The sequence below is a fragment of the Bacillus sp. FSL K6-1338 genome (assembly GCF_038006965.1).
In the GTDB taxonomy this organism is placed as follows: Bacteria; Bacillota; Bacilli; order Bacillales; family Bacillaceae_G; genus Bacillus_A; species Bacillus_A thuringiensis_S.
The window spans coordinates 4,547,580-4,569,201 of the sequence record NZ_JBBOWI010000001.1; the positions used below are offsets into that span (position 1 = coordinate 4,547,580).

Genomic DNA, 21,622 nt, shown 5'->3' on the forward strand with positions numbered 1-21,622 from the left:
AAAAACGACATCAGTAACAATATATAAATAAGGGGAGACTGTATGAACTTCATACAGTCTCCCCTTATTTATATTATCCAACTTCTTTTTCTCGCTTCGCACGTTCTTTAGCGCTCCATTTAAATATTTTATCTAATACGGAATATATTCTCCCAGATTCTTTCGTTAACAAAGGTCCTAACGATGCCAATATTAAAACATACAGGGCTGAGAATGGTTTAATCGTTGCCATTAAGCCGCCCGCAATTCCAATATTCGCGACGATAATGGAAAACTCTCCGCGTGATACAAGTGTTAAACCAATATTCGTAGAAGCCTTATGCGATAATCCCGCTTTACGCCCCGCAACCATTCCAGCGGTAAAATTACCGATAAGAGTAATAAAAACTGCTCCTAATGCCAACCACACTGCTCCTCCAAGTGAAAATGGATCTATACTTAAACCGAAGCTGAAAAAGAATATAGCTCCAAAGAAATCACGAAACGGAACAACGAGCTGTTCAATTCGATCACTATGCTCCGTTTCTGAAAAGACGAGTCCTAGTAATAATGCTCCAATCGCCTCTGCAACATGAATCGTTTCTGAAAATCCTGCTACAAAGAACAAAATAGCGAATATTACAATAATAAAAATTTCATTGGACGAAATATCTAACATTTTATTTAAAAACCTTGTAGCTTTTCTAGCAACTACAAAGAATAGTAACATATACCCTACTGCGATTAAAATGGATGTGAGAGCACCTACAAATGACGTTGCCCCTCCGAGTACTAATCCTGAAACGACTGATAAATATACCGCTAAAAAGATATCGTCAAACATAATGATTCCTAAAATTAGTTCCGTCTCTTTATTACCAGATCTTCTTAAATCAACAATTACTTTCGCAACAATTGCACTCGATGAAATTGTTATGATCCCAGCAATAATTAATGTTTCTAATAAGGGGAAACCCATTATATATCCGTAAAGTAAACCTAATATAAAATTAAGCGATATATGAACAGTTCCCCCAAAAGCAATTGATTTTCCTGATTTAATTAATTTTTTAATTGAGAATTCTAAGCCTAAATAGAATAAGAGGAATATAACGCCAACACGGCCAAGGAAGGAAATAACTTCTCCGCTTTCAATAAATCTTAAATCGATAAGCCCTAAATCTGGGGCATGAGGCCCCACTAGCATACCGAGTATAATGAGAAACGGAATAATCGAGAACTTTAACTTTGCAGCGAGAATAGCTGCAAAAGCGACTAATACTAACGCAGTCCCAACTTCAAAGATTAAAGTATCCATCGATTATGAATCCCCTCCTACTGAAAGCAACTCATTAATAATTCTTTTTACTTCATGTCTTTCACCTGATAATACAAGCATATCGCCAGCTTCAATGATAGAATCTGGGCCTGGATTAAAGAACTTCTTCATATTCTTTTTCAAAATGGCAATAATCGTTACATTATATGTGTTTCGGACATGTAAACTACCAATTGTTTTTTGTACGACTGGTGCATTATTTTCCACCTTAAACCACTCAATTGATAATCCTTCAAAGGCCATTTCAATCGTATCTAAAGCTTGTGGCCTATACACCATTCCGCCCAATATAGCTGCAATTTGTCTCGCTTCGGAATCACGAAGAGAGACGCTTGAAATACTCTCCTCATGATCAGCATCAAAATGGTACATTTCTCTTCGGCCATCATCATGAATAACGATAACCATCTTTTCATTACCTTTTGTAATCACTTCAAACTTACATCCAATACCTGGCAGTTCACTCTCTCTAATATTCATATTTTCCGCCTCCTAATTTTTTTAGTTACGGCTTTTATAAATCGACATCAATCTCCGTTTTAAAGGTCTCATCCTTTGAGATACCTAAATACTTTAGCGTCTCTGATGGAGTCGCGTGATGAAAATGTTTTTGCAATAGCGCAATCGCTATCCCTCTTTTGTACGCATGAAATCCAAACGTTTTTCGCATTGAATTCGTTCCGATCTTACCAACAACTCCAACTGCTTCTGCAGCATTATGAATTACACGATACGCTTGTTGGCGCGTAATTGAATTTGGCGTTTTATTAGATTGAAATACGTAATTTTCTCTTTTAACGCCAATAGATTGTACGTAATCTAAAAGCGCTTCTTTTACTTTTGTATTTAAATAAATATCTTGTTTAAATTTTTCATCTTTCACAGGAAGAGAATAAAACTCTTTAACAGTCCCGTCTTCATTTAATACATCTTCAAATTTCATGCCAAGTAGTTCTGTAATTTTTAATCCTGTGTTAATTCCAATAACAAATAAAAGATAGTCTCGCTGGGAGTGCTCTTTTAAATATTTTTTCATAGCCTCAATTTGGCTTATATCTTTTAATGCCTCTACAACTTCCATACATGTATTCTCCTCATCTTATGAACGGTAATTTTCTCATCATGTTGTCCATTTTACCTTATCATGCTATGAGATTTCCATGTATTATCCATTATTTTCACAATATACTTTTGTGATCCAAGCAATTTTCAATTTGGAAATTTACGATTGTACAAATACGTTGTGGTTAGAAAAGAAATAGGGGATAAAAGTTCAGCTTCTTTCTATAGATTGGATTCCTCCTTTCCTTATCCAGCTGCTTCTACTTTTATATTACGTTACTTATTTACATTATATTATATATTTAAGTAACATTAAAGTATTTTTTCTGAAAATAATAAAAACCGAGCAATTTCGCTCGGTTTTTTATTAATCTTCTTTCGGAAGAACAATTCCTTTATACAATTGAACTGTAATAAGGTAATAAATCGTGTAAATAACTACGAAAATTACGATTGGTATCCAAATACGGAAGTACGGATCGACTAACATAAATCCGAAAATATTCATACCAACTAATACGTGAGCGATACCCACAATTGCTGGGAATAAGAATACTAAGAATAACTCTTTATAAATTGATTTCGTTAATAATTCACGGCGTACACCGATTTTACGAAGCATTTGATAACGCGTAATATCTTTTGATGCACCAGAAAGAATTTTGAACATAAGACAGCTTGCCATCATTGCTAAGAAAGCAATTCCAAGGAAGAAGCCCATAAACACTGTTCCGCTCGCAACACCGTAGAACATGTCATACACTTGATATTTACTACTCATTTGCTCAGCTTTTACATTTTTATATTTAGCTAGCTGCAACTCGTCAATTTTTTTCCATTCTTTTGTGTATGCTACGAAATCGTCTGTTTTTCCAGTAAATACGATTCCTTCTTTACCATTTACAGTATCGTACATTTTTTGATCTACAACTTTAATGGCACGATCTTGGTATATATAATATGGTTGGATTGTTCTAAATGCCTCATCCCATTCTTCCGGCATTGTTTTTTCATTTTTATCTTGTTCTGACCTCACTCCTGCTACTGTACCTACTGGAGCTTCTCCTGAAACTTCTTTATATTTACCGAAACTTTCTTTACCTACACCATCTCGAATAAATGGCTTATGTTTCTCTAAATCTTCTTTTACATAATAAATATATTTGTCGTCTACTTTATAACGGTACTCAGCTTTATTTTTAAATGATATACCATCTAAAATTTTCTTCTCTTCAGCTGTAGGATTATGAACAATTGAATCGTAAATTTCAAATCCATCAACCGTTTTTATAACGTTATTTTTAAATGCCATACCACCTGAAATTGCACCAGCTCCAAGAGCAACTAACATCGCTACTGTTGCAAGTACCTTTGTTAAGCTATTAATACGGAAATTTAATTGTGCAAATGTAAAAGCATTAAGTCCTTTTTCACTACGCTTTTTATTACTCTTTAACTTTTTAATAATAACTGGAAGGAGTGATCCAAATAGCATATAAGTACCTGCTGTTGTTGTAACTAATGCAATAAGGATTCCCATTTCTCTTAATGTTTCCATATTAATCATAGCTGCATAACCAATACCTAATAAAATAACCGCTAGGAATGCAACTAAACCTGTCATTTTTCCTTTTACCACAACACGTTCTGTTTGTGCATCTGCATGTACAAGTTGCAGTACAGAAATACGTGATAATTTAATACTGTTCATAATTGCTGATAATACAAATAGCGCAAAGAAGAAGATGCAAGTAACAGTCATAGATGGCAGGTAAAATGCTTTATAGCCTTCACCAGCAAATTCTAATTGTTTCATTAATAATTGTCCGATACCCTCTGCAAGTCCTACACCAACTGTAATACCAATGGCAAGAGACGCAGCGCCTAATACGATCGTTTCAATAAACATAAGTAATGTAACTTTATGCTTTTTTGCTCCTAGCATCATATACATACCGAACTCTTTTTGACGAAGAGATAATAAGAAAGAGTTCGCATATAAAATATAGAAGAACGTTATAATAGCTAGTAAAAATGAACCTGCTTGGAATACGAATCCAATTGATTGAATAACTGAGTTAGATTCGATAAACGCTTTATTCAGCGCTAACGTTTGGAACATGTAAAAAATTGAAATCGACATGACAAGACCGACAAGTAAGACGATATAATCTTTCAGCTTACTTTTCAGCCCCGACATGGAAAGTTTAAATAACATACTGGAACCTCCTTTCTTACGCTTTTTGTGTACCTAAATCTGCAAGTACATCTAAAATTTCTTTGTAGAACTCTTCACGCGTACCACCGCGATGAATTTCTTTATACAGCTCACCATCTTGAATGAATAAAATTCGCTGACAATAACTTGCACTATACGGATCATGTGTAACCATCATAATAGATACGCCTTGTTCTTCATTTAAGTTTGTCATCGCATCAAGTAAACTCGCTGCATTTTTAGAATCAAGTGCTCCTGTTGGCTCGTCCCCTAAAATAATTGCTGGCTCATGCACAAGTGCGCGCGCTGCTGCTGAACGTTGTTTCTGCCCACCAGATACTTCAGATGGATACTTTTGAAGAATTTCTGTAATCCCTAGCATACCCGCTACTTTTTCTACTTTTGGTCCAATGTTACGTGATGAAACACCTTGAAGAGAAAGTGGAAGTGCAATGTTTTCATAAATAGATAAGTTCTCTAATAAGTTGAAGTCTTGGAAAATGAATCCTAACTTTTGTGAACGAAAATCAGAAAGTTCACCTTGCTTCATTTTCGTAATGTCCGTACCCGCAATTTCAACAACGCCGCCCGTTGCTTTATCAAGCGTTGAAATTACATTTAACAATGTCGTTTTACCAGAACCAGATGGCCCCATAATTCCAACAAACTCACCCTCTTGAATTGAGAATGAAACACCTTTTAACGCATGTGATTGGTTCTCACCTTTTTTACCGTACACTTTTTGGACGTTTTTCACGTCTACAACTGGTTTCGTCATATATATCCTCCTACGCTTGTTTTTCCATTACCTATTTTGCGCTTTTTGGAAGTGAACTGCTATTTGTTAACATTACATTTACCTTACACTTTTGTAATATAAAAAAGATGAGTGTGTAAGGTTCGTTGATAAATGAAAATTTTATTAGCGATTCGACAAGTAATATCGACTCACCGAAAAAGATGACAATAAAAATGGGCTGTTCCACAAAAGGAACAACCCACTTCTCTCTTTATTTCTTTAAAGGTGTTACCGTCCAGTAAGTAACAACTCGCCAAATCCATTCTAGTGGACCCATTTTAAAGACCTTCATCCAAATTACGCTAAACAAAATTTGAATTGCATAAATTGCAATACACACATATAACGTCTGCATGTACGTTAAGTTTTCTGCAAAGTTAAATACACTGCCCGCAATTAAAATCATTGCAGTTTGTCCAATATAATTTGTTAAAGCCATTCGTCCATAATATTTCAGTGGTGCTAACAATGTTTGAACCGGTTTTAATTGAAGTAATAAAATTAAAGCTCCAACATAGAAAGCTGAAATAATAGGTCCTACTGTAACACCAATTTTTAAAAATTGGCCTGCAGCATTCATTGTTCCATCATCATTCTCAAGTATCATATTTATAAATGGTTCAGCAGGAACGTGCCCGTATTGATACCATACAGCTACGACACTTAAAACAAACATAACACCTGTAAAAATAGCGACTTTCTTTATATTTTGCGTGAGATTTTCAAATACACGATATTGTCCTGCAGCAAGCCCTAATAAAATTAAGCCAAGTGGTAATAACTCTTTAACTCCCATTACACTGAAGGCAATTGTCAAAATAATTCCTAGTACTAAGTTCACTTCTTTTTTCGCTTTATAAAACGGTAAAACGATTAACCCGCAAATTGCGTATAACGCTAATGCTTCTCCAGGCTGAAACATGTGATGAATTAAACCAAAAATAAATAATGCTACTAAGCGACGTAAAAATAAAACATAGCCATTTTTCCCTTTCGCAATCGCTCTTGAAATAAAGATATAGAATCCCACTCCAAATAAGAATGAGAAGATTGAGAAGAAACGACCTTCTACAAATAAATATAAAAATCTTTGATAGCTAGCATCCACTGTATTAGGATCTGGAATTTTAATGTTAAGTAGTGCGAGAATATTTACTAAAATAATCCCTAGTAGTGCAAAGCCACGAATGTAATCTAACTCATCAATTCGCTTGTTTGTAATATTGTTCCCCATAAAGCAACTCCTTGTATAAAATTTAACCCTTCCTTACTCTACTGGAGAAAGTTGCTCACAACTATCGACAAACCTTACAGTAATCTTACATTATTGTCATATAACAAAATAAAACCAGGTCATATTTCGACCTGGTTTACTCTGATTGTTTCGATTTTTGCGGTTGTCCTTTTTTACTATTACGCTGTTTTACTTGAACAATCGGATCAAGCTCATTCGAAAATTCAGCGTTATGTCCATTTTGCGTTTTTTGCTCTGGATTATTTTGATCTGAACGTTTCGCCATTACATTCACTCCTTATTAGTGCGGTGTAATAATCATTTGATGTTGCAATTGGCGAATTGCCATACGTGCTCTATTTAACTGCTCACGTTGCTCATCATTCGCATGTTGTTGCATCGTTTGTAAATCGTTATATGCTTGTTCTAATTGTAACTGCGCATCCGAATACTCCATCGTATTGTAATGCTCTTGTCTCATACCTTGGTCTAATTGTTCTTTCGCATATTCCACCGCTTGTTCCGCTTGTGTAATATACGATTCAAGTGATTGACGCTCTGCCATAATTGTCCCTCCTTGCTTCAATTCCCCTTTAGTGTGTCCCTTCCATCTCTACCTTATGAGTATGTTATAATGGATTTTGTTTCATTTTGACTCGGCTTAGGAGGGAAAGTAATGAAGGTTCAAAACCCTTTTCCATATACAAACGACAATAAACGTTATCATACATGGAATTACCATTTACGAAATGAATTTGGTGAAAAAATCTTTAAAGTTTCATTAGATGCTGGCTTCGATTGCCCGAACCGGGACGGTACAGTTGCTTACGGCGGTTGTACATTTTGCAGTGCTGCCGGATCTGGTGACTTCGCTGGTGATCGCCGCGATGATGTTATAACGCAATATCATGAAATGAAAGAAAAAATGCGCTCAAAGTGGAAAGACGGAAAATGTATCGCTTATTTCCAAGCGTACACAAATACACATGCACCACTTGAAGTTTTAAAAGAAAAATTCGAACCGCTTCTAGCAGAAAAAGACGTTGTCGGTCTTTCTATCGCGACTCGTCCAGATTGCTTACCAGACGATGTCGTTGAATATTTAGCGGACTTAAATAAACGCACATACCTTTGGGTTGAACTCGGTTTACAAACTGTTCACGAACGAACTGCAAACCTTATTAATCGCGCTCATGATTACCCATCTTACGTGGAAGGTGTAAATAAATTACGTAAGCATGGCATTAGAGTTTGCTCTCATATTATTAATGGTCTTCCACTTGAAGATTACGACATGATGATGGAAACAACTCGTGAAGTAGCAAAGCTTGACGTACAAGGAATTAAAATTCATTTACTTCACTTATTAAAAGGAACGCCAATGGTGAAGCAATATGAAAAAGGACAACTCGAGTTCCTTTCTCTTGAAGATTACGTAAGTCTCGTTGTTGACCAACTTGAAATGATTCCAGAAGACGTAATTGTGCACCGCATCACAGGTGACGGTCCGCCTGATTTAATGATTGGCCCAATGTGGAGCTTAAATAAATGGGAAGTATTAAATTCCATCGATGCAGAATTTGTACGCCGCGGAAGCTGGCAAGGAAAATATGCAAATGAGGAGAAACAAAAATGAAATTAGAACGTGTATTACCGTTTGCTCGCTCGCTTCTGCAAACGGCAGTAAAAGAAGGCGATTACGCTGTAGATGCAACTTTAGGAAACGGCCATGACACTTGCTTCCTAGCTGAAATCGTTGGAGATAGCGGAAAAGTATTTGGATTTGATATTCAAAAAGAGGCAATCGAAAGCTCAACAACTCGTCTAAAAGAAAAAGAACTTTTTGAACGTACTGTTTTAGTTCACGATAGTCACGATACTCTTCTATCCGTATTACCAGAAGATGCAAAAGGAAAAGTAACAGGCGCAATTTTCAACTTAGGTTACCTTCCAGGCGGAGACAAGCATATCGTTACAAAACCGAACTCAACAATCTCAGCGATCGAACAACTATTAGAAGTAATGGCACCTGAAGGTATCATCGTTCTTGTCATTTACCACGGACATCCAGAAGGACAAGTAGAACGCGACGCTGTCCTTACATTTGCTGAAAAACTAGACCAAAAACAAGCTCACGTACTACGATATGGCTTCATTAACCAGCAAAATAACCCGCCATTTATTGTGGCGATTGAGAAACGATAATATATCAACGATTTTTCAATTATATCTATCGTAACTCGGGATATATCAACGATTTTTTCGATATATCTATCATAACTTACAATATATCAACGATTTCTCGGATATATCGATTGTTCGACAAAACATAACAAAAAAAGACGTGCATTCACTGCACGTCTTTTTTTATTCTCCTATATAATGGATATATACATTCTTAAAGGAGACGAAACAATGATCGGAATACTAGCAGGAATGGGTCCAAAATCAACTGGACCATTCGTCGATACAGTTGTAGCAAGGTGCCAAACAATATACGGAGCAAAGTATGATATGGACTTTCCTCATATGATGATTTACTCGTGCCCAACACCGTTTTACATGGATCGCCCTATTGATCACGAAGCGATGAAAAAAGCAATTATTGACGGAGCACAAAAACTTGAAAGTACTGGCGCAAGCTTTATTGCTATGCCGTGTAATACGGCGCATCTTTATTTTGAAGAATTACAGCGTTCGCTTTCTATCCCGATTTTAAATATAGTCGATGAAACGTTACAAGCAATTCCTGAAAATACAAAAAGAGTCGCTCTTCTCGCAACAGAAGCAACTGTTCAAGCTAGGATTTACCAAGATGGGATTGCAAAGCGTAATATAGAATACATTCATCATGAAAAATGGCAGGAAAGCATTAATCAAATTATTACTTACATTAAATCTGGAGAGATTGAAGAAGCTCGCGAATTGTGGAATGCGCTCGTTTTACAACTGAGAGATGAAGTAGATACTGCAATTATCGCGTGTACCGATTTGAATGTGGTGGCGAATGAGGATTTTGTTGATTCCTCTCAATATCTTGCTGAAGCGGTTGTTGAAATGTATTTATCAAATAAGAAGAAACATTTATAAACGTTGAAAACCCTAAAAACTTTTAACTTTCTTCACAATTCTTTCAAAGTAATCACACTTAATCTCGCTATATTAAATAAGTAGTTATTCATATAGGGAAGGTTAGGGGAACTGAAAGTATGAAACAAAATCGTTCGCTTCATTACATTTTTTGGCGTTGGCATTTTTATGCTGGACTTTTTATTACGCCGCTTCTTATTACTTTGTCACTGAGCGGAATTGGGTATTTATTTCGGGAGGAAGTTGAAGATTTCATCTATAAAGATTTATATTTTGGAAAGAGCGCTCAAACAGAATCTATTTCGATGGCTAATTCTATTTCCTTAACAGAGAAAAAATATCCACATTATAGCGTGGCGAAAATTAGTGAGTTTAATGGGGATTATAATACGAGACTTACGATTGCAAATGAGTATACTGGGCAACAAAAATATGTGTATTTAGATAGTAATAATCAAATTGTTGGGGATCAAAACGCAAGTGAAACGTTTGCCAATATCATGCGGGAATTACATAGTTCTCTTTTAGTTGGTGGCACTGTCGTCAACTATACTGTAGAACTTGCGGCATGCTGGACAATCTTTTTAATTGTAACCGGATTGTACATGAGTATACGCCAATTCAAAAACACACCATCATCCAATAAGCGAGAAAAGGCAAAAAGACGTCATTCTATTATCGGTATTATATTTACAATTCCTCTCTTTCTGCTAATCGCATCTGGATTGCCATGGTCAGGATTTATGGGGAACCAAATTTATAAAATTGCATCTTCTAATGAATCACTCGGATATCCAAAATTGTACATGGCACCGCCTGAATCAAAGGTAAAAGAATTGCCGTGGGCAACAAGAAAAGAAGCTCCTCCTGAATCGAATTCAAATGAACCGAAAGCAATTTCTGTCGATGAATTACAAAAAGGAATTGAAATAAAGAAGCCATATGTTATTTCACTACCAGCTGATCCGAAAGGTGTATTCACTGTTTCGAAATCGAGCGGTTCTGGTATTACAGGGATGCATGTTGCACCAAGTGAAGAGATAACAGCTTACTTTGATCAATATAGCGGGGAACTCATTTCAAAAACGGACTATCGTGATTATGGATTACTTGCACAATGGTTCACTTACGGTATTCCGCTTCATGAAGGACATTTATTCGGATGGCCAAATAAAATATTATGCTTACTAACGACATTATCTCTACTACTTCTCATTTATTACGGAATAAAAATGTGGTTAGCAAGAAAGCCAAAAGGAAAATTAGCAGCACCTCCAAAGCAAAGAGATAAGAAAAGCGTACTCGTTTTCTTTATCATGATGATTATACTAGGCGCTGTCATGCCTTTATTCGGACTATCTGTTTTAGTTATTTTTGCAATTGAACTTCTTATATATGTATTTTTAAAAATACGATCATAATGAAAAAGCATTTGTACCATCGTGTACAAATGCTTTTTATTTACTGTTCTCTTTTTTTCTACCACTTATTAAAAAAACAATATCTACTATAATAATCAATGCAATGATAATTTGAGCTACATAATCCATCGTTGTAGGACCGCCGGTTTTATTCATCATCATATACATTCCAGTTACGAATGAAATGGAAAGTAGCACAAGTAATGTTACTTCAATATTGTCATATAGCTTTTGAAACAATCGCTTCATTTCCACCACCACCTTTACCATATTATAACAAGAAAACCACTCTACATGAGTGGTTTTCTTCATCACTGCGCCATTTTCTTTCGGTACATCTTCCCGTTCCAATAGAAGAATCTTGAAGTGAGGCCTCCGTACTTTACAATGCGCCGTGCCATTTTGTGCATATTCTTTTGTGCTGATACTTTTTGATCTGATAAATAAATACCAAGTAATCCTCGGCTTATAAGACGATGAAACTTCGCATGAGGCAAATCACCAATGCTCTTCTCTGCTTCTTCTACAAAGTGTTTCATACGATCTAATATAGCTTGCTCGTTTTCATAATAACTACAGAAATTCAAATCTCCGCCTATGCGGTCTTCTTCTTGATCGATGAAATAATCAAGTAAGATATGAAGTCCTTGTACGTAAGGAAAGTATCCTTGTCTAATTTTCGCAATATCTTCATCATGTAATTCATCATGAAATGCATATGCTACAAGGCAGAAAATTCCAAGAGTAGAACCGGCACATGCTGAAAATTCAAACCAGCTCATCTCAGGTAAGTTTTCTTTATGTGCTTCAAACCATGTTTTCAGGCGCGGTTCTCTCTCTTCTAACTTCACGTGTTTATGAATTTGTAAATCACAATAATAACAAGCAAGTTCATGGAGAACAGGAGCGATTTTGTCATAGTGCTTCGTTTTCTTTAAAACATCTTGGCACGTTTCCACAAGTTCATCTAAATAACCACCATCATCTTGATCATCACGGTAACGATAATAATTACCGCCACCTTCCACTTCAGGTGATAGTGCCATTAACATTGATTCATGTAGCGCGGCAAAATCATTCGGATCAAGTGATGTACTGCGATCACATAAATTATCTAAATAGTCACTGATTGTTTGATACGCTACGATAAAACGAATACATTCCTCTCGGTGTTCATTTGCTAGCAGCGATAAAATGCCACCACCCTCACAATGAAACGTTTTATGCTCAATACTTGCGATTGCCTGACTATGAAGCTCATCATTTGGAATATGGTAGGCACGCTCTTTCCACATCGCTAGCTCATGGTGTACAACCGGAAACACATCACGGTATACTTTCGCCATGAGCGTTATGGGATTACTCGGTACGTTCACTTCTTCCTTCATCTCCTCTATTAAATGTACAAATAATGATTTATTTGTTTGTTTTTACTATATTATTGACATGCATTTCAGTAAATGACTGAATATAATTCAAAATTTCATCACGCTCATACTCATTTAATAACTCATGATAACAATTCGGCCATTCTTTATATGCCTTATCACTTATTTTAACATTATCAAACCACATGCGGACACGTGTTTTATCTACAAGTTTATCCTCACATGCTTGCATTAGCAAGAGCGGAACGTCTGGAAAATCGTCTATTTTTTTATGAGCAATTTCGATAGACTTAATCAATTCACTATACCAACGTACTGATACTTTGCGCAAGAACAATGAATCATTCTCCATTGCATCTCTCACTTCATGATTCCTTGTTGACATTTCCACCGTAAGATTCGTTGCAAATTGCAATTTTGGAGCCACAACATTTAATATTTTTGCAGCAAATTGAAGCGGAGCAGAGGGTCCAGTCACTACCCCTAAACAAGGCGAACTCAAAATAATACCATCTACATCTTCTCTCTTCGTTTCTTGCATCATACGAATGACGATAAGACCACCCATACTATGACCGAATAGAAAAATAGGTAACCTATACTTTCTTGCTTCTTTCACCCATAATTTAACTTCCTCTATGTATTCATCAAATGAATCAATATGTCCTCTATTTCTTGAAGTCGTTCCATGTGACGGAAGGTCCCCCATCACGACGTGGTAGCCGATGTGATTCCACATTTCCGCAACGGCTTCGTAACGTCCGTGATATTCCATTGCGCCGTGCACGATAACAATGACAGCTTTTGCTTCCTCTGCTTCATAATTCCACATACGGACCTCCTCCATTTCACTCTTTCTCATAATTTGATACACTAAAACTAGTCTCTAGGAAAGGAAGACTTTACATGATATATCCTTACAAAGAAAAAAATCCGAAAATTGCGAGTAGTGCTTTTATCGCTGACTATGTTACGATTACAGGCGACGTTTCCGTTGGCGAGGAATCAAGTATTTGGTTTAATACAGTCATCCGTGGTGATGTGTCACCAACAATAATTGGAGACCGAGTAAATGTACAAGACCAATGTACACTCCACCAAAGCCCTCAGTATCCTCTTATTTTAGAAGATGATGTTACAGTTGGGCATCAAGTTATTTTACATAGCTGTCATATTAAAAAGGATGCTTTAATTGGAATGGGATCCATTATATTAGATGGTGCTGAAATTGGCGAAGGAGCTTTTATCGGTGCCGGAAGCCTCGTTTCACAAGGAAAGAAAATTCCACCAAACACGTTAGCTTTCGGTCGTCCCGCGAAAGTCATTCGTGAATTAACAGAAGAAGACCGTAAAGATATGGAGCGTATTCGTACGCAATACGTTGAAAAAGGTCAATATTATAAATCATTACAGAAGTAAATTTCCGCTGCCATAAGATTGGCAGCTTTTTTTATATAAAATCTAACTTTTTCTTTACAAAACATTATTACTCCCTCAACAAAATCTTATTAAAATAAAAGCTAATATCTCCATATATATGTAAACGAGGGAGGAGAATTTTCATGAAGGTCAGTGGATTATATAAAATAGAATGTTACATTTTTAAAGGAATTAATCGCTACTTTGATCAAAAAACATTAAACATCTTTTTCAGCAATATTACCCATATCGGTGGTGCTACTTTCTCCATTGCACTTACACTTTTCTTTTTAATTTTTGCAAAAGGGACTTTACACCAAGCAGCAATCGCTACTGCTATTTCTTTAGCAATTAGCCATATTCCTGTACAAATATTAAAAAGGTGGTATCCACGAAAACGTCCTTATTTAACAATTCAGGATGCGAAATATCCAGTCCATCCATTAAAAGACCACTCTTTCCCGTCTGGTCATACAACAGCCGTTTTCTCTGTCTTCATTCCATTTATTTGCTATAATCCAAGCTTACTTGCTTTCCTATTACCGTTAGCATTATGCGTCGGTATTTCACGTATTTATTTAGGACTTCACTATCCGTCAGATGTGTTCGTCGGCATGTGCCTTGGCACTTGCTCTGGCATCATCTCTTTTTATCAATTCATCCCACTTTTCACATAAAGGAGTGATATGATGAGAGTCGCCATTTTTACCGATACTTTTACGCCACAAGTTAACGGGGTTGCGAAAACGTTAGAACGATTAACAAGTTACTTTCAGAAAGAACAGATCGCCTATTCTGTTTTCGCCCCTCAGCATACAGCTGAAGATAATTTCGTAGCTAATGTGAACAAGATGAGAAGTATCCCGTTAACAATATTATATCCAGAATGTCGCTTTTCTTTTCCTACTCCGCGTATTAAACGGGAACTTCATTCCTTTAAACCTGACATTATTCACATTGCCACACCTTTCAACATGGGACTTTGTGGACTGTATTACGCCAAAAAGTTAAACATCCCAGTTGTCGGTTCTTATCATACTGATTTCGATGCGTATTTACGCTATTACAAAATTGAATTTCTCTCCAATATGCTTTGGAACTATTTAAAATGGTTTCATAGTCATATGCAAAAAAATTTTGTTCCCTCCTCTGAAACATTACATCAATTAAAAAATAAAGGCTTTCAGGCCCTCTCCATTTGGGGACGTGGTGTAGATTGCACACTCTTTCATCCAGCTTACAATACAGACCTATTCCGAAAAAAATATAATATTACAGCGAAGTACGTTCTTTCCTATGTAGGACGAATTGCTCCTGAAAAAGATATTGATACGTTGCAAAACCTTATCGTTAAAACATCGCATACTCGAAACGACATTCATTGGCTCATCGCAGGAGACGGACCTCTAGCAACAAATTTGCGTGAAGCTGTTCCACAAACAAATGTCACTTTTACTGGCTATTTACAAAGTGCAGATTTAGCTGAAGCATATGCTTGTTCTAACATAATGGTATTTCCATCAGCTACTGAAACATTCGGAAATGTCGTACTTGAATCACTCGCATGTGGCACACCTGTCATTGGTGCAAATAGTGGCGGGGTTAAAAATATTATTACAGATGGAAAAACGGGAATTCTTTGTCCCCCTAAAAATGAGGATGCATTTCTATCATCCATTTATTCTTTATTGCAAAATGAAGAAAAACTTGAGCAGATGGGAATAGCAGCTTCATCTTTTGCAAAATCAAAAAGCTGGGATGAGATCTTTCGCGGCTTACTTAACCAGTATGAAGAAGTCCTTCAGCATACCGCATCAGAGTTACTTGCTTGAACAGAAAAACTCCCTTCAAAAAACGAAGGGAGTTTATTACACACTTGTAAATTTTAGTTGAATGAATGATACATAAGGTGAAATATCATTTATTTCCATATTCATTATAGCAAAAATAAACATAACTAAACAGACTTGTAATAAAAACCCATAAAAATTAATATATGGTTATACAGTGTTTTTGCTGTATAATGATTTTAAGAATTCCCCTTAAAATCAACTTACTCACATACCTTTATACAGCAATTGTTCCCCAATTCTGTATATCAAAAAACCTTTCATTCATTTGAAAGGTCTTTTTGAGCCTGCACATATTCTTCTTTTGTATTTACATTTATAAACCAATCTGTATTCGCTTGTACATCTTCTCCAGCAACATACTTCACATTACATTGTGATAAAAGCTGCCCCATACTTCTTTTCTCTTCCTGAAGTAAAGCATAAATCTTTTCTTTCACGCGGTTATGATACGCTGCAAGTAGCGGCTGTTTTCTTCCGTTAATAATAGGTACAACTGCATCATATTCATTGCTCGTTTGCTCCAGTAAAATGGTAAACCATTCATGCGAAACATTTGGCGCATCGCAAGGCATAATAGCATACCAATCTGCTTCTATGTACTCCATTCCTGATACAATACCGGCCAGCGGTCCATTCCCTTTATAGTGCGGGATATCTTCTATAACAGGAACTTGTACGAATTGCTCTACTCGCTCTTTTATATCAGAATGACTAATGACTACAACTTCTTGGAGCGCACTTGTCATCTCTTTCAAAATATGCTCAATAAAAGTACTACCTTGCCAGCTCGCTAACGCTTTCGGCTCACCAAATCTACTCGACATACCGCCCGCTAATACAATTCCAGCCCACCTACTCATTGGCGATGTAGCTCAAATGTAATATGGCCTAATTCCGGTAAAATTAATTTATTCATCGCAAGGCGAACCGCCCCGCTCGATCCTGGCATCGAGAAAACTACTTTGCGCCCAATTGTACCCCCAATCGCTCTACTTAACATTGCGCTGCTCCCGATATCTTCTAAATAACTAATCATGCGGAACAACTCACCAAACCCGACAATCTCTTTATCTAATAGAGCTGACACTGCTTCAATTGTTACATCACGCTTCGTAATACCAGTACCGCCATTTGTTAATACAACATCTACATCTTCCTTATGATAACCAGCTAACACTGCTTGCTGAATACTTTCTTTATCATCTTTTACAATTTCATAAGAGGTTACTGTATGGCCCGCTTCTTTTAACAATTCATGTAATAGTTGTCCGCTCTTATCCGTTTCTTCCGTACGTGTATCGGAAATCGTAACAATCTTGCAACGCACTTCTTTTGGAGCTTGTTTTTTATGTTCAGTTACACTCATTTTTTATCTTTCCTTTCTTAAAGACTTTTCTTCATTTTATCATACATATCTTTACACAATTATGTATGAAGCCAATCATGCGCCATGATACAATATAAGTATACTAATCCACAAAAAGGAAAGTGCACTTTCTTATACTCCTAGACTACACATCTTTAGTTACTCTTTATATTTTCTACATAATAGAATTCAATTTTAAAACTTGTACTAAAAAATAAATTGGAGGTCTACATAGTATGGAACTTTATAAAAAATTAACAACAACATTCATCCTCTTATTCGTCGCTTCAATCACTGTCGGCTTTTCCTTAAAAGGCGCAATTCCATACGCTACATTAGTAAGCATTATATTCGCGACACTATTTTTACTAAGCAGTGCCTTTTGCGCAGGTAAAGCACGTCAAATGAACGGTTGATTACATATGTTCCAGAAGAAACCCACCCTTTGTAAATCATGTAAAAAGGAAATACAAACGTATGAAAAGGCTTGGATTCATATGCCATTTCCAGCAAGTGGCATGACTAATATGAAAAAGTATATTGAGCTAGATGGAGAAGTATATTGTAGTTCATGTATTCAAATTGTAAGTAAAACGAAATAAAAAAAGCTTTGCGCTCACCGCGCAAAGCTTTTTTTCATATATTATAGACCAGCTTGCTCTTTTAAAGCTGCAGCTTTGTCTGTACGTTCCCATGAAAGATCTACATCAGTACGTCCGAAGTGGCCGTAAGCTGCTGTTTGTTTGTAAATTGGGCGACGTAAGTCTAGCATTTTAATAATACCAGCTGGGCGAAGATCGAAGTTGTTACGAACTAGTTCTACTAGTACGTCTTCAGATACTTTACCTGTGCCGAATGTATCAACTGAAATTGATACTGGTTGTGCTACACCGATTGCGTATGCAAGTTGTACTTCTGCTTTGTCAGCAAGACCAGCTGCTACGATGTTTTTCGCAACATAACGAGCTGCATATGCTGCAGAACGGTCAACTTTTGTTGCATCTTTACCAGAGAATGCACCGCCACCGTGGCGAGCGTATCCACCGTAAGTATCAACGATGATTTTACGTCCTGTTAAGCCAGCATCACCTTGTGGTCCACCAATTACGAAGCGGCCAGTTGGATTAATGAAGAATTTCGTTTCTCCATCCATTAATTCTGCTGGTACTACAGCTTTAATTACGTGCTCTTTTAAGTCGCGATCGATTTCTTCCCATGTAACATCTGGGTGATGTTGTGTAGAAATTACGATAGTATCAACACGTACTGGTTTACCATTTTCATCATACTCAACTGTAACTTGCGTTTTTCCATCTGGACGTAAGTATGATAATGTATCATCTTTACGTACTTCAGTTAAACGGCGAGCTAATTTGTGAGCAAGCGAGATTGGAAGTGGCATTAATTCTTGTGTTTCATTACATGCAAAACCAAACATTAAACCTTGGTCTCCTGCACCAATTGCCTCAATCTCAGCGTCAGTCATTTGACCTTCGCGTGCTTCTAGCGCTTGGTCAACACCCATAGCGATGTCAGCAGACTGCTCATCGATAGATGTTAAAACAGCACAAGTTTCTGCATCGAATCCGTATTTTGCGCGTGTGTAACCAATGCCTTGAATTGTTTCACGAACGATTTTCGGAATATCTACGTAAGTAGAAGTCGTAATTTCCCCCGCTACCAATACTAAACCAGTTGTTACAGTTGTTTCACAAGCTACACGTGCATTTGCGTCTTTTGATAAGATCGCATCTAAAATTGAATCAGAAATTTGGTCACAAATTTTATCTGGATGTCCTTCAGTTACAGACTCAGATGTGAACAGATGACGTTTTTTTGTCATGTGGTAAACCTCCCTACAGTAATTGTATATATTGTACGGAACTCATCCTTAATTTGCCACAAACTGCGACATACATTTATTCTCCCACACAAGCATACAGAAAAACCTTTCCTACTTTACATAGAGGAAAGGTTTAATTTGCTACTTGCATACTGCTTTTTGCCCTTCGCTCTTATCGTTCGAGACCTGTAGCCTCGCACAGGTTTTAGCACCTATTCACCTGCATTTATCAATACAAGTGAGGTTGCTGGGCTTCATCGGGCCTGTCCCTCCGCCAGCTCGGGATAAGAGAGTATCCGTCCCAACCTATACTAAAGAAATGATATTCATTTGTCAATTAATATTCACATTTTCCTGAAAGTTTTTCTCAATACGCCTAAAATGAAATATTAATAGGGAAATAATACATTCACACAAACAAAAAGAAATAAATAGTATACATTATTTATATAATTGTGTTATACTCTTGTTGGGGATTACGAGAAATATTTCATTAAATGAAAAGGATGGTATATAAATATGAGTACTGTGAATGTCCAAATTGGTTTACACGAATTATTGAACGGAAGCAATGCACAGATTCAACTAAGTGTTCCGCAATTAGTGGAAAAAGTATTAATGCGAAATGAAGGGAAATTAACTTCTACTGGTGCCGTTTCTGCTTCAACAGGAAAATATACAGGACGTTCTCCTAAAGATAAATTTATTGTGAAAGAAGCATCGGTTGCTGACAAAATTGCTTGGGGAGCTGTGAACCAACCGATTTCTGAAGAACATTTTAATAAATTATATACTAAAGTTTTAGAATACTTAAAAGAAAAAGAAGAGTTATTCGTCTTCAAAGGATTTGCAGGCGCTGACCGCAATTACCGCCTACCAATTCAAGTTATTAATGAATATGCATGGCACAATTTATTTGTACATCAATTATTCATTCGTCCAACTGAAGAAGAATTAACAACTCATGAGTCAGGGTTCACAATTGTTTCTGCACCGAATTTCAAAGCTGATCCAGCTGTTGACGGTACAAACTCTGAAGCATTCATTATGGTTTCATTCGAAAAACGTATTGTACTAATTGGTGGTACAGAATACGCTGGAGAAATGAAAAAATCAATCTTCTCTATTATGAACTTCTTACTACCTGAACAAGATATTCTTTCTATGCATTGCTCTGCAAACGTAGGTGAAGAAGGTGACGTAGCACTATTCTTCGGTTTATCTGGAACAGGTAAAACAACCTTATCTGCTGATCCAAACCGTAAATTAATCGGTGATGATGAGCACGGTTGGTCTGATAACGGTGTATTCAATATTGAAGGCGGTTGCTATGCAAAATGTGTAAACCTTTCTCACGAGAAAGAACCACAAATTTTCGATGCAATCAAATTCGGATCTGTTTTAGAAAACGTTATCATTAATAACCAAACGCGTATCGCAGACTACAACGATACTACTTTAACAGAAAATACTCGTGCTGCATACCCTATGCATGCGATCGACAATATCGTACTGCCAAGTGTTGCTGGACACCCAAATACTATTATTTTCTTAACTGCTGATGCATCTGGCGTATTGCCTCCAATCAGTAAGTTATCAAAAGAGCAAGCTATGTATCATTTCTTAAGTGGTTACACTAGTAAACTAGCAGGAACAGAGCGCGGTGTTACATCTCCGCAAGCTACATTCTCAACTTGCTTCGGTTCACCATTCTTACCACTTGATGCATCTCGCTACGCTGAAATGCTTGGTGAAAAAATCGAGAAACACGATGCGAAAGTATTCCTAGTAAACACTGGCTGGACTGGCGGCGAATACGGCGTTGGTAAACGTATGAACTTAGGTTATACTCGTGCAATGATTCAAGCAGCATTAAGCGGTGAACTTGCAAAAACTGAAACAGCTAAACATGACATCTTCGGTCTTGAAGTTCCACTTCACGTACCAGGTGTACCTGACGAAGTGTTAATGCCTGAACAAACTTGGGCTGATAAAGCTGCTTACAAAGCAAAAGCAATCGAGCTTGCAAATGAATTCAAAGAGAACTTCAAAAAGTTCGAAAGCGTTTCTGAAGATATTATTAACTTAGGCGGCCCAATCGCTTAAATTAACACTTTCTGTTGGAATAACCCTTTACTCATATGAATAAGTGTCGTGTAACCGTAAAGTTTCGCGTACTCACCGACAAAACCCAATGCGGCTTAACGGTTACACACACTTACATAAAAAAGAAGCTTACGTTTTTACGTAAGCTTCTTTTTATATCTTATATAAAGTGAAACGTTAATCTCTTCATCTGTGACTTAGTTCAATAAATTACAGAAAATTCATTTTATACTCATTCATTTTTAGTTTTTTATGATACAATTTACATATACAGGAAAGGGTGAAGCCTATGAAAAATTTTTCTCGTGCAGGAAAAATTTTATTCATTTACGGAGCGATCCAAATTTTTTGGGGACTTGTAATGCTTAACGTTAATTTATTTGAGCATACAAGTGAAACGATAAAATATATTATTCTAATTATCGGAATAATTTGTTGTATTATATCCAAATTTTTTAAAGAACATAAAAGTCCTACTAATACGTGATTTCATGTTAACTTATTA

The 21,622-nt window shown here is 36.5% G+C and carries 25 protein-coding genes and 1 riboswitch; of the genes, 11 read left to right on the forward strand and 14 right to left on the reverse strand.

The features are described from left to right. Positions 1 to 73: 73 nt before the first annotated feature. The 8 genes from NZ044_RS23340 to NZ044_RS23375 form a co-directional block, all read right to left on the reverse strand. Positions 74 to 1,297, reverse strand: a complete 1,224-nt coding sequence (locus NZ044_RS23340; RefSeq protein ID WP_000380177.1) for a cation:proton antiporter — start codon at positions 1,295 to 1,297, stop codon at positions 74 to 76. A 3-nt stretch (positions 1,298 to 1,300) separates the two neighbouring features. Continuing rightward, on the reverse strand, positions 1,301 to 1,798 hold the full coding sequence (locus NZ044_RS23345) for a cation:proton antiporter regulatory subunit (protein ID WP_001026053.1): 498 nt from the start codon (positions 1,796 to 1,798) through the stop codon (positions 1,301 to 1,303). A 34-nt stretch (positions 1,799 to 1,832) separates the two neighbouring features. Next, a complete protein-coding gene (locus NZ044_RS23350; RefSeq protein WP_000454200.1) occupies positions 1,833 to 2,399 on the reverse strand; it encodes a tyrosine-type recombinase/integrase in 567 nt (188 codons plus the stop codon). A gap of 348 nt (positions 2,400 to 2,747) precedes the next feature. Next, entirely contained in the window at positions 2,748 to 4,598 is a 1,851-nt protein-coding gene (locus NZ044_RS23355) for an FtsX-like permease family protein (RefSeq protein WP_098506052.1), read from the reverse strand. Between the two features lie 16 nt (positions 4,599 to 4,614). Continuing rightward, on the reverse strand, positions 4,615 to 5,376 hold the full coding sequence (locus tag NZ044_RS23360; protein WP_000165855.1) for an ABC transporter ATP-binding protein: 762 nt from the start codon (positions 5,374 to 5,376) through the stop codon (positions 4,615 to 4,617). A gap of 232 nt (positions 5,377 to 5,608) precedes the next feature. Beyond that, a complete protein-coding gene (locus tag NZ044_RS23365; RefSeq protein WP_086390936.1) occupies positions 5,609 to 6,631 on the reverse strand; it encodes a DUF418 domain-containing protein in 1,023 nt (340 codons plus the stop codon). Between the two features lie 136 nt (positions 6,632 to 6,767). Beyond that, complete coding sequence (locus tag NZ044_RS23370) at positions 6,768 to 6,917, reverse strand: hypothetical protein (protein WP_001129340.1); 150 nt, start codon at positions 6,915 to 6,917, stop codon at positions 6,768 to 6,770. Positions 6,918 to 6,932: 15 nt separating this feature from the next. Then, on the reverse strand, positions 6,933 to 7,196 hold the full coding sequence (locus tag NZ044_RS23375; RefSeq protein ID WP_000840869.1) for a YtzC family protein: 264 nt from the start codon (positions 7,194 to 7,196) through the stop codon (positions 6,933 to 6,935). A 111-nt stretch (positions 7,197 to 7,307) separates the two neighbouring features. On the opposite strand from NZ044_RS23375, the gene NZ044_RS23380 reads away from it, so the two are divergent. From NZ044_RS23380 to NZ044_RS23395, 4 genes are all read left to right on the forward strand, one after another. Beyond that, positions 7,308 to 8,267, forward strand: coding sequence for a TIGR01212 family radical SAM protein (locus NZ044_RS23380; RefSeq protein WP_086390935.1), 960 nt, complete (start codon positions 7,308 to 7,310; stop codon positions 8,265 to 8,267). Then, positions 8,264 to 8,836 (forward strand): class I SAM-dependent methyltransferase, encoded by a 573-nt coding sequence (locus NZ044_RS23385; RefSeq protein WP_074790633.1) that lies wholly within the window; start codon positions 8,264 to 8,266, stop codon positions 8,834 to 8,836. The genes NZ044_RS23380 and NZ044_RS23385 overlap by 4 nt, the downstream gene beginning before the upstream one ends. A gap of 210 nt (positions 8,837 to 9,046) precedes the next feature. Next, positions 9,047 to 9,721 carry an aspartate/glutamate racemase family protein gene (locus NZ044_RS23390; protein ID WP_090976843.1) on the forward strand — a complete coding sequence of 225 codons (675 nt, stop codon included), beginning with the start codon at positions 9,047 to 9,049 and terminating at the stop codon, positions 9,719 to 9,721. Positions 9,722 to 9,840: 119 nt separating this feature from the next. Beyond that, entirely contained in the window at positions 9,841 to 11,142 is a 1,302-nt protein-coding gene (locus tag NZ044_RS23395; RefSeq protein WP_098506048.1) for a PepSY-associated TM helix domain-containing protein, read from the forward strand. 36 nt (positions 11,143 to 11,178) lie between these two features. Here the strand turns inward: NZ044_RS23395 and NZ044_RS23400 are convergent, their stop codons facing one another. Genes NZ044_RS23400 through NZ044_RS23410 form a run of 3 tightly spaced genes read right to left on the reverse strand, consistent with a single transcriptional unit; the run spans position 11,179 to position 13,362 of the window. Beyond that, entirely contained in the window at positions 11,179 to 11,412 is a 234-nt protein-coding gene (locus tag NZ044_RS23400) for a hypothetical protein (protein ID WP_118961730.1), read from the reverse strand. 41 nt (positions 11,413 to 11,453) lie between these two features. Further along, positions 11,454 to 12,518, reverse strand: a complete 1,065-nt coding sequence (locus NZ044_RS23405) for a tetraprenyl-beta-curcumene synthase family protein (RefSeq protein WP_001102475.1) — start codon at positions 12,516 to 12,518, stop codon at positions 11,454 to 11,456. A 40-nt stretch (positions 12,519 to 12,558) separates the two neighbouring features. Continuing rightward, on the reverse strand, positions 12,559 to 13,362 hold the full coding sequence (locus NZ044_RS23410; RefSeq protein ID WP_098506045.1) for an alpha/beta hydrolase: 804 nt from the start codon (positions 13,360 to 13,362) through the stop codon (positions 12,559 to 12,561). A 74-nt stretch (positions 13,363 to 13,436) separates the two neighbouring features. Between NZ044_RS23410 and NZ044_RS23415 the strand changes: the two genes are divergently transcribed. The 3 genes from NZ044_RS23415 (at position 13,437) to NZ044_RS23425 (ending at position 15,781) form a co-directional block, all read left to right on the forward strand. Further along, entirely contained in the window at positions 13,437 to 13,949 is a 513-nt protein-coding gene (locus NZ044_RS23415; protein ID WP_000640208.1) for a gamma carbonic anhydrase, read from the forward strand. 143 nt (positions 13,950 to 14,092) lie between these two features. Beyond that, on the forward strand, positions 14,093 to 14,626 hold the full coding sequence (locus NZ044_RS23420) for a phosphatase PAP2 family protein (protein WP_000868582.1): 534 nt from the start codon (positions 14,093 to 14,095) through the stop codon (positions 14,624 to 14,626). A gap of 12 nt (positions 14,627 to 14,638) precedes the next feature. Further along, positions 14,639 to 15,781 (forward strand): glycosyltransferase family 4 protein, encoded by a 1,143-nt coding sequence (locus tag NZ044_RS23425; RefSeq protein WP_001261652.1) that lies wholly within the window; start codon positions 14,639 to 14,641, stop codon positions 15,779 to 15,781. A gap of 278 nt (positions 15,782 to 16,059) precedes the next feature. Here the strand turns inward: NZ044_RS23425 and NZ044_RS23430 are convergent, their stop codons facing one another. Further along, on the reverse strand, positions 16,060 to 16,662 hold the full coding sequence (locus NZ044_RS23430; RefSeq protein ID WP_000092360.1) for a molybdenum cofactor guanylyltransferase: 603 nt from the start codon (positions 16,660 to 16,662) through the stop codon (positions 16,060 to 16,062). Then, positions 16,659 to 17,168 (reverse strand): MogA/MoaB family molybdenum cofactor biosynthesis protein, encoded by a 510-nt coding sequence (locus NZ044_RS23435; protein ID WP_000117130.1) that lies wholly within the window; start codon positions 17,166 to 17,168, stop codon positions 16,659 to 16,661. The genes NZ044_RS23430 and NZ044_RS23435 overlap by 4 nt, the downstream gene beginning before the upstream one ends. A 236-nt stretch (positions 17,169 to 17,404) precedes the next feature. Between NZ044_RS23435 and NZ044_RS23440 the strand changes: the two genes are divergently transcribed. Continuing rightward, on the forward strand, positions 17,405 to 17,584 hold the full coding sequence (locus tag NZ044_RS23440) for a hypothetical protein (protein ID WP_000424807.1): 180 nt from the start codon (positions 17,405 to 17,407) through the stop codon (positions 17,582 to 17,584). Between the two features lie 6 nt (positions 17,585 to 17,590). After that, the gene (locus NZ044_RS23445; protein ID WP_014895354.1) at positions 17,591 to 17,770 is read left to right on the forward strand and encodes a hypothetical protein; all 180 of its coding nucleotides are present in this window, start codon (positions 17,591 to 17,593) and stop codon (positions 17,768 to 17,770) included. A gap of 41 nt (positions 17,771 to 17,811) precedes the next feature. Here the strand turns inward: NZ044_RS23445 and metK are convergent, their stop codons facing one another. Then, the gene (gene metK / locus NZ044_RS23450) at positions 17,812 to 19,011 is read right to left on the reverse strand and encodes a methionine adenosyltransferase (protein WP_000163117.1); all 1,200 of its coding nucleotides are present in this window, start codon (positions 19,009 to 19,011) and stop codon (positions 17,812 to 17,814) included. Positions 19,012 to 19,180: 169 nt separating this feature from the next. Then, positions 19,181 to 19,302, reverse strand: a riboswitch (SAM riboswitch). A gap of 228 nt (positions 19,303 to 19,530) precedes the next feature. Here metK and pckA point away from each other — a divergent pair. Next, positions 19,531 to 21,117, forward strand: coding sequence for a phosphoenolpyruvate carboxykinase (ATP) (pckA, locus tag NZ044_RS23455; protein WP_000108813.1), 1,587 nt, complete (start codon positions 19,531 to 19,533; stop codon positions 21,115 to 21,117). A gap of 289 nt (positions 21,118 to 21,406) precedes the next feature. After that, entirely contained in the window at positions 21,407 to 21,604 is a 198-nt protein-coding gene (locus tag NZ044_RS23460) for a hypothetical protein (protein ID WP_000788101.1), read from the forward strand. The last annotated feature ends 18 nt before the right edge of the window (positions 21,605 to 21,622 follow it).

Bases quoted from the DNA above. Each gene is read 5' to 3' on its own strand.
- NZ044_RS23420 (WP_000868582.1), top strand. From the start codon at position 14,093: ATGAAGGTCAGTGGATTATATAAAATAGAATGTTACATTTTTAAAGGA.
- NZ044_RS23415 (WP_000640208.1), top strand. From the start codon at position 13,437: ATGATATATCCTTACAAAGAAAAAAATCCGAAAATTGCGAGTAGTGCT.
- NZ044_RS23395 (WP_098506048.1), top strand. From the start codon at position 9,841: ATGAAACAAAATCGTTCGCTTCATTACATTTTTTGGCGTTGGCATTTT.
- NZ044_RS23440 (WP_000424807.1), top strand. From the start codon at position 17,405: ATGGAACTTTATAAAAAATTAACAACAACATTCATCCTCTTATTCGTC.
- NZ044_RS23390 (WP_090976843.1), top strand. From the start codon at position 9,047: ATGATCGGAATACTAGCAGGAATGGGTCCAAAATCAACTGGACCATTC.
- NZ044_RS23400 (WP_118961730.1), bottom strand. From the start codon at position 11,412: ATGGTAAAGGTGGTGGTGGAAATGAAGCGATTGTTTCAAAAGCTATAT.
- NZ044_RS23430 (WP_000092360.1), bottom strand. From the start codon at position 16,662: ATGAGTAGGTGGGCTGGAATTGTATTAGCGGGCGGTATGTCGAGTAGA.
- NZ044_RS23445 (WP_014895354.1), top strand. From the start codon at position 17,591: ATGTTCCAGAAGAAACCCACCCTTTGTAAATCATGTAAAAAGGAAATA.
- pckA (WP_000108813.1), top strand. From the start codon at position 19,531: ATGAGTACTGTGAATGTCCAAATTGGTTTACACGAATTATTGAACGGA.
- NZ044_RS23360 (WP_000165855.1), bottom strand. From the start codon at position 5,376: ATGACGAAACCAGTTGTAGACGTGAAAAACGTCCAAAAAGTGTACGGT.
- NZ044_RS23375 (WP_000840869.1), bottom strand. From the start codon at position 7,196: ATGGCAGAGCGTCAATCACTTGAATCGTATATTACACAAGCGGAACAA.
- NZ044_RS23355 (WP_098506052.1), bottom strand. From the start codon at position 4,598: ATGTTATTTAAACTTTCCATGTCGGGGCTGAAAAGTAAGCTGAAAGAT.
- NZ044_RS23380 (WP_086390935.1), top strand. From the start codon at position 7,308: ATGAAGGTTCAAAACCCTTTTCCATATACAAACGACAATAAACGTTAT.
- NZ044_RS23370 (WP_001129340.1), bottom strand. From the start codon at position 6,917: ATGGCGAAACGTTCAGATCAAAATAATCCAGAGCAAAAAACGCAAAAT.
- NZ044_RS23410 (WP_098506045.1), bottom strand. From the start codon at position 13,362: ATGTGGAATTATGAAGCAGAGGAAGCAAAAGCTGTCATTGTTATCGTG.
- NZ044_RS23350 (WP_000454200.1), bottom strand. From the start codon at position 2,399: ATGGAAGTTGTAGAGGCATTAAAAGATATAAGCCAAATTGAGGCTATG.
- NZ044_RS23345 (WP_001026053.1), bottom strand. From the start codon at position 1,798: ATGAATATTAGAGAGAGTGAACTGCCAGGTATTGGATGTAAGTTTGAA.
- NZ044_RS23385 (WP_074790633.1), top strand. From the start codon at position 8,264: ATGAAATTAGAACGTGTATTACCGTTTGCTCGCTCGCTTCTGCAAACG.
- NZ044_RS23340 (WP_000380177.1), bottom strand. From the start codon at position 1,297: ATGGATACTTTAATCTTTGAAGTTGGGACTGCGTTAGTATTAGTCGCT.
- NZ044_RS23365 (WP_086390936.1), bottom strand. From the start codon at position 6,631: ATGGGGAACAATATTACAAACAAGCGAATTGATGAGTTAGATTACATT.
- NZ044_RS23460 (WP_000788101.1), top strand. From the start codon at position 21,407: ATGAAAAATTTTTCTCGTGCAGGAAAAATTTTATTCATTTACGGAGCG.
- NZ044_RS23425 (WP_001261652.1), top strand. From the start codon at position 14,639: ATGAGAGTCGCCATTTTTACCGATACTTTTACGCCACAAGTTAACGGG.
- metK (WP_000163117.1), bottom strand. From the start codon at position 19,011: ATGACAAAAAAACGTCATCTGTTCACATCTGAGTCTGTAACTGAAGGA.
- NZ044_RS23435 (WP_000117130.1), bottom strand. From the start codon at position 17,168: ATGAGTGTAACTGAACATAAAAAACAAGCTCCAAAAGAAGTGCGTTGC.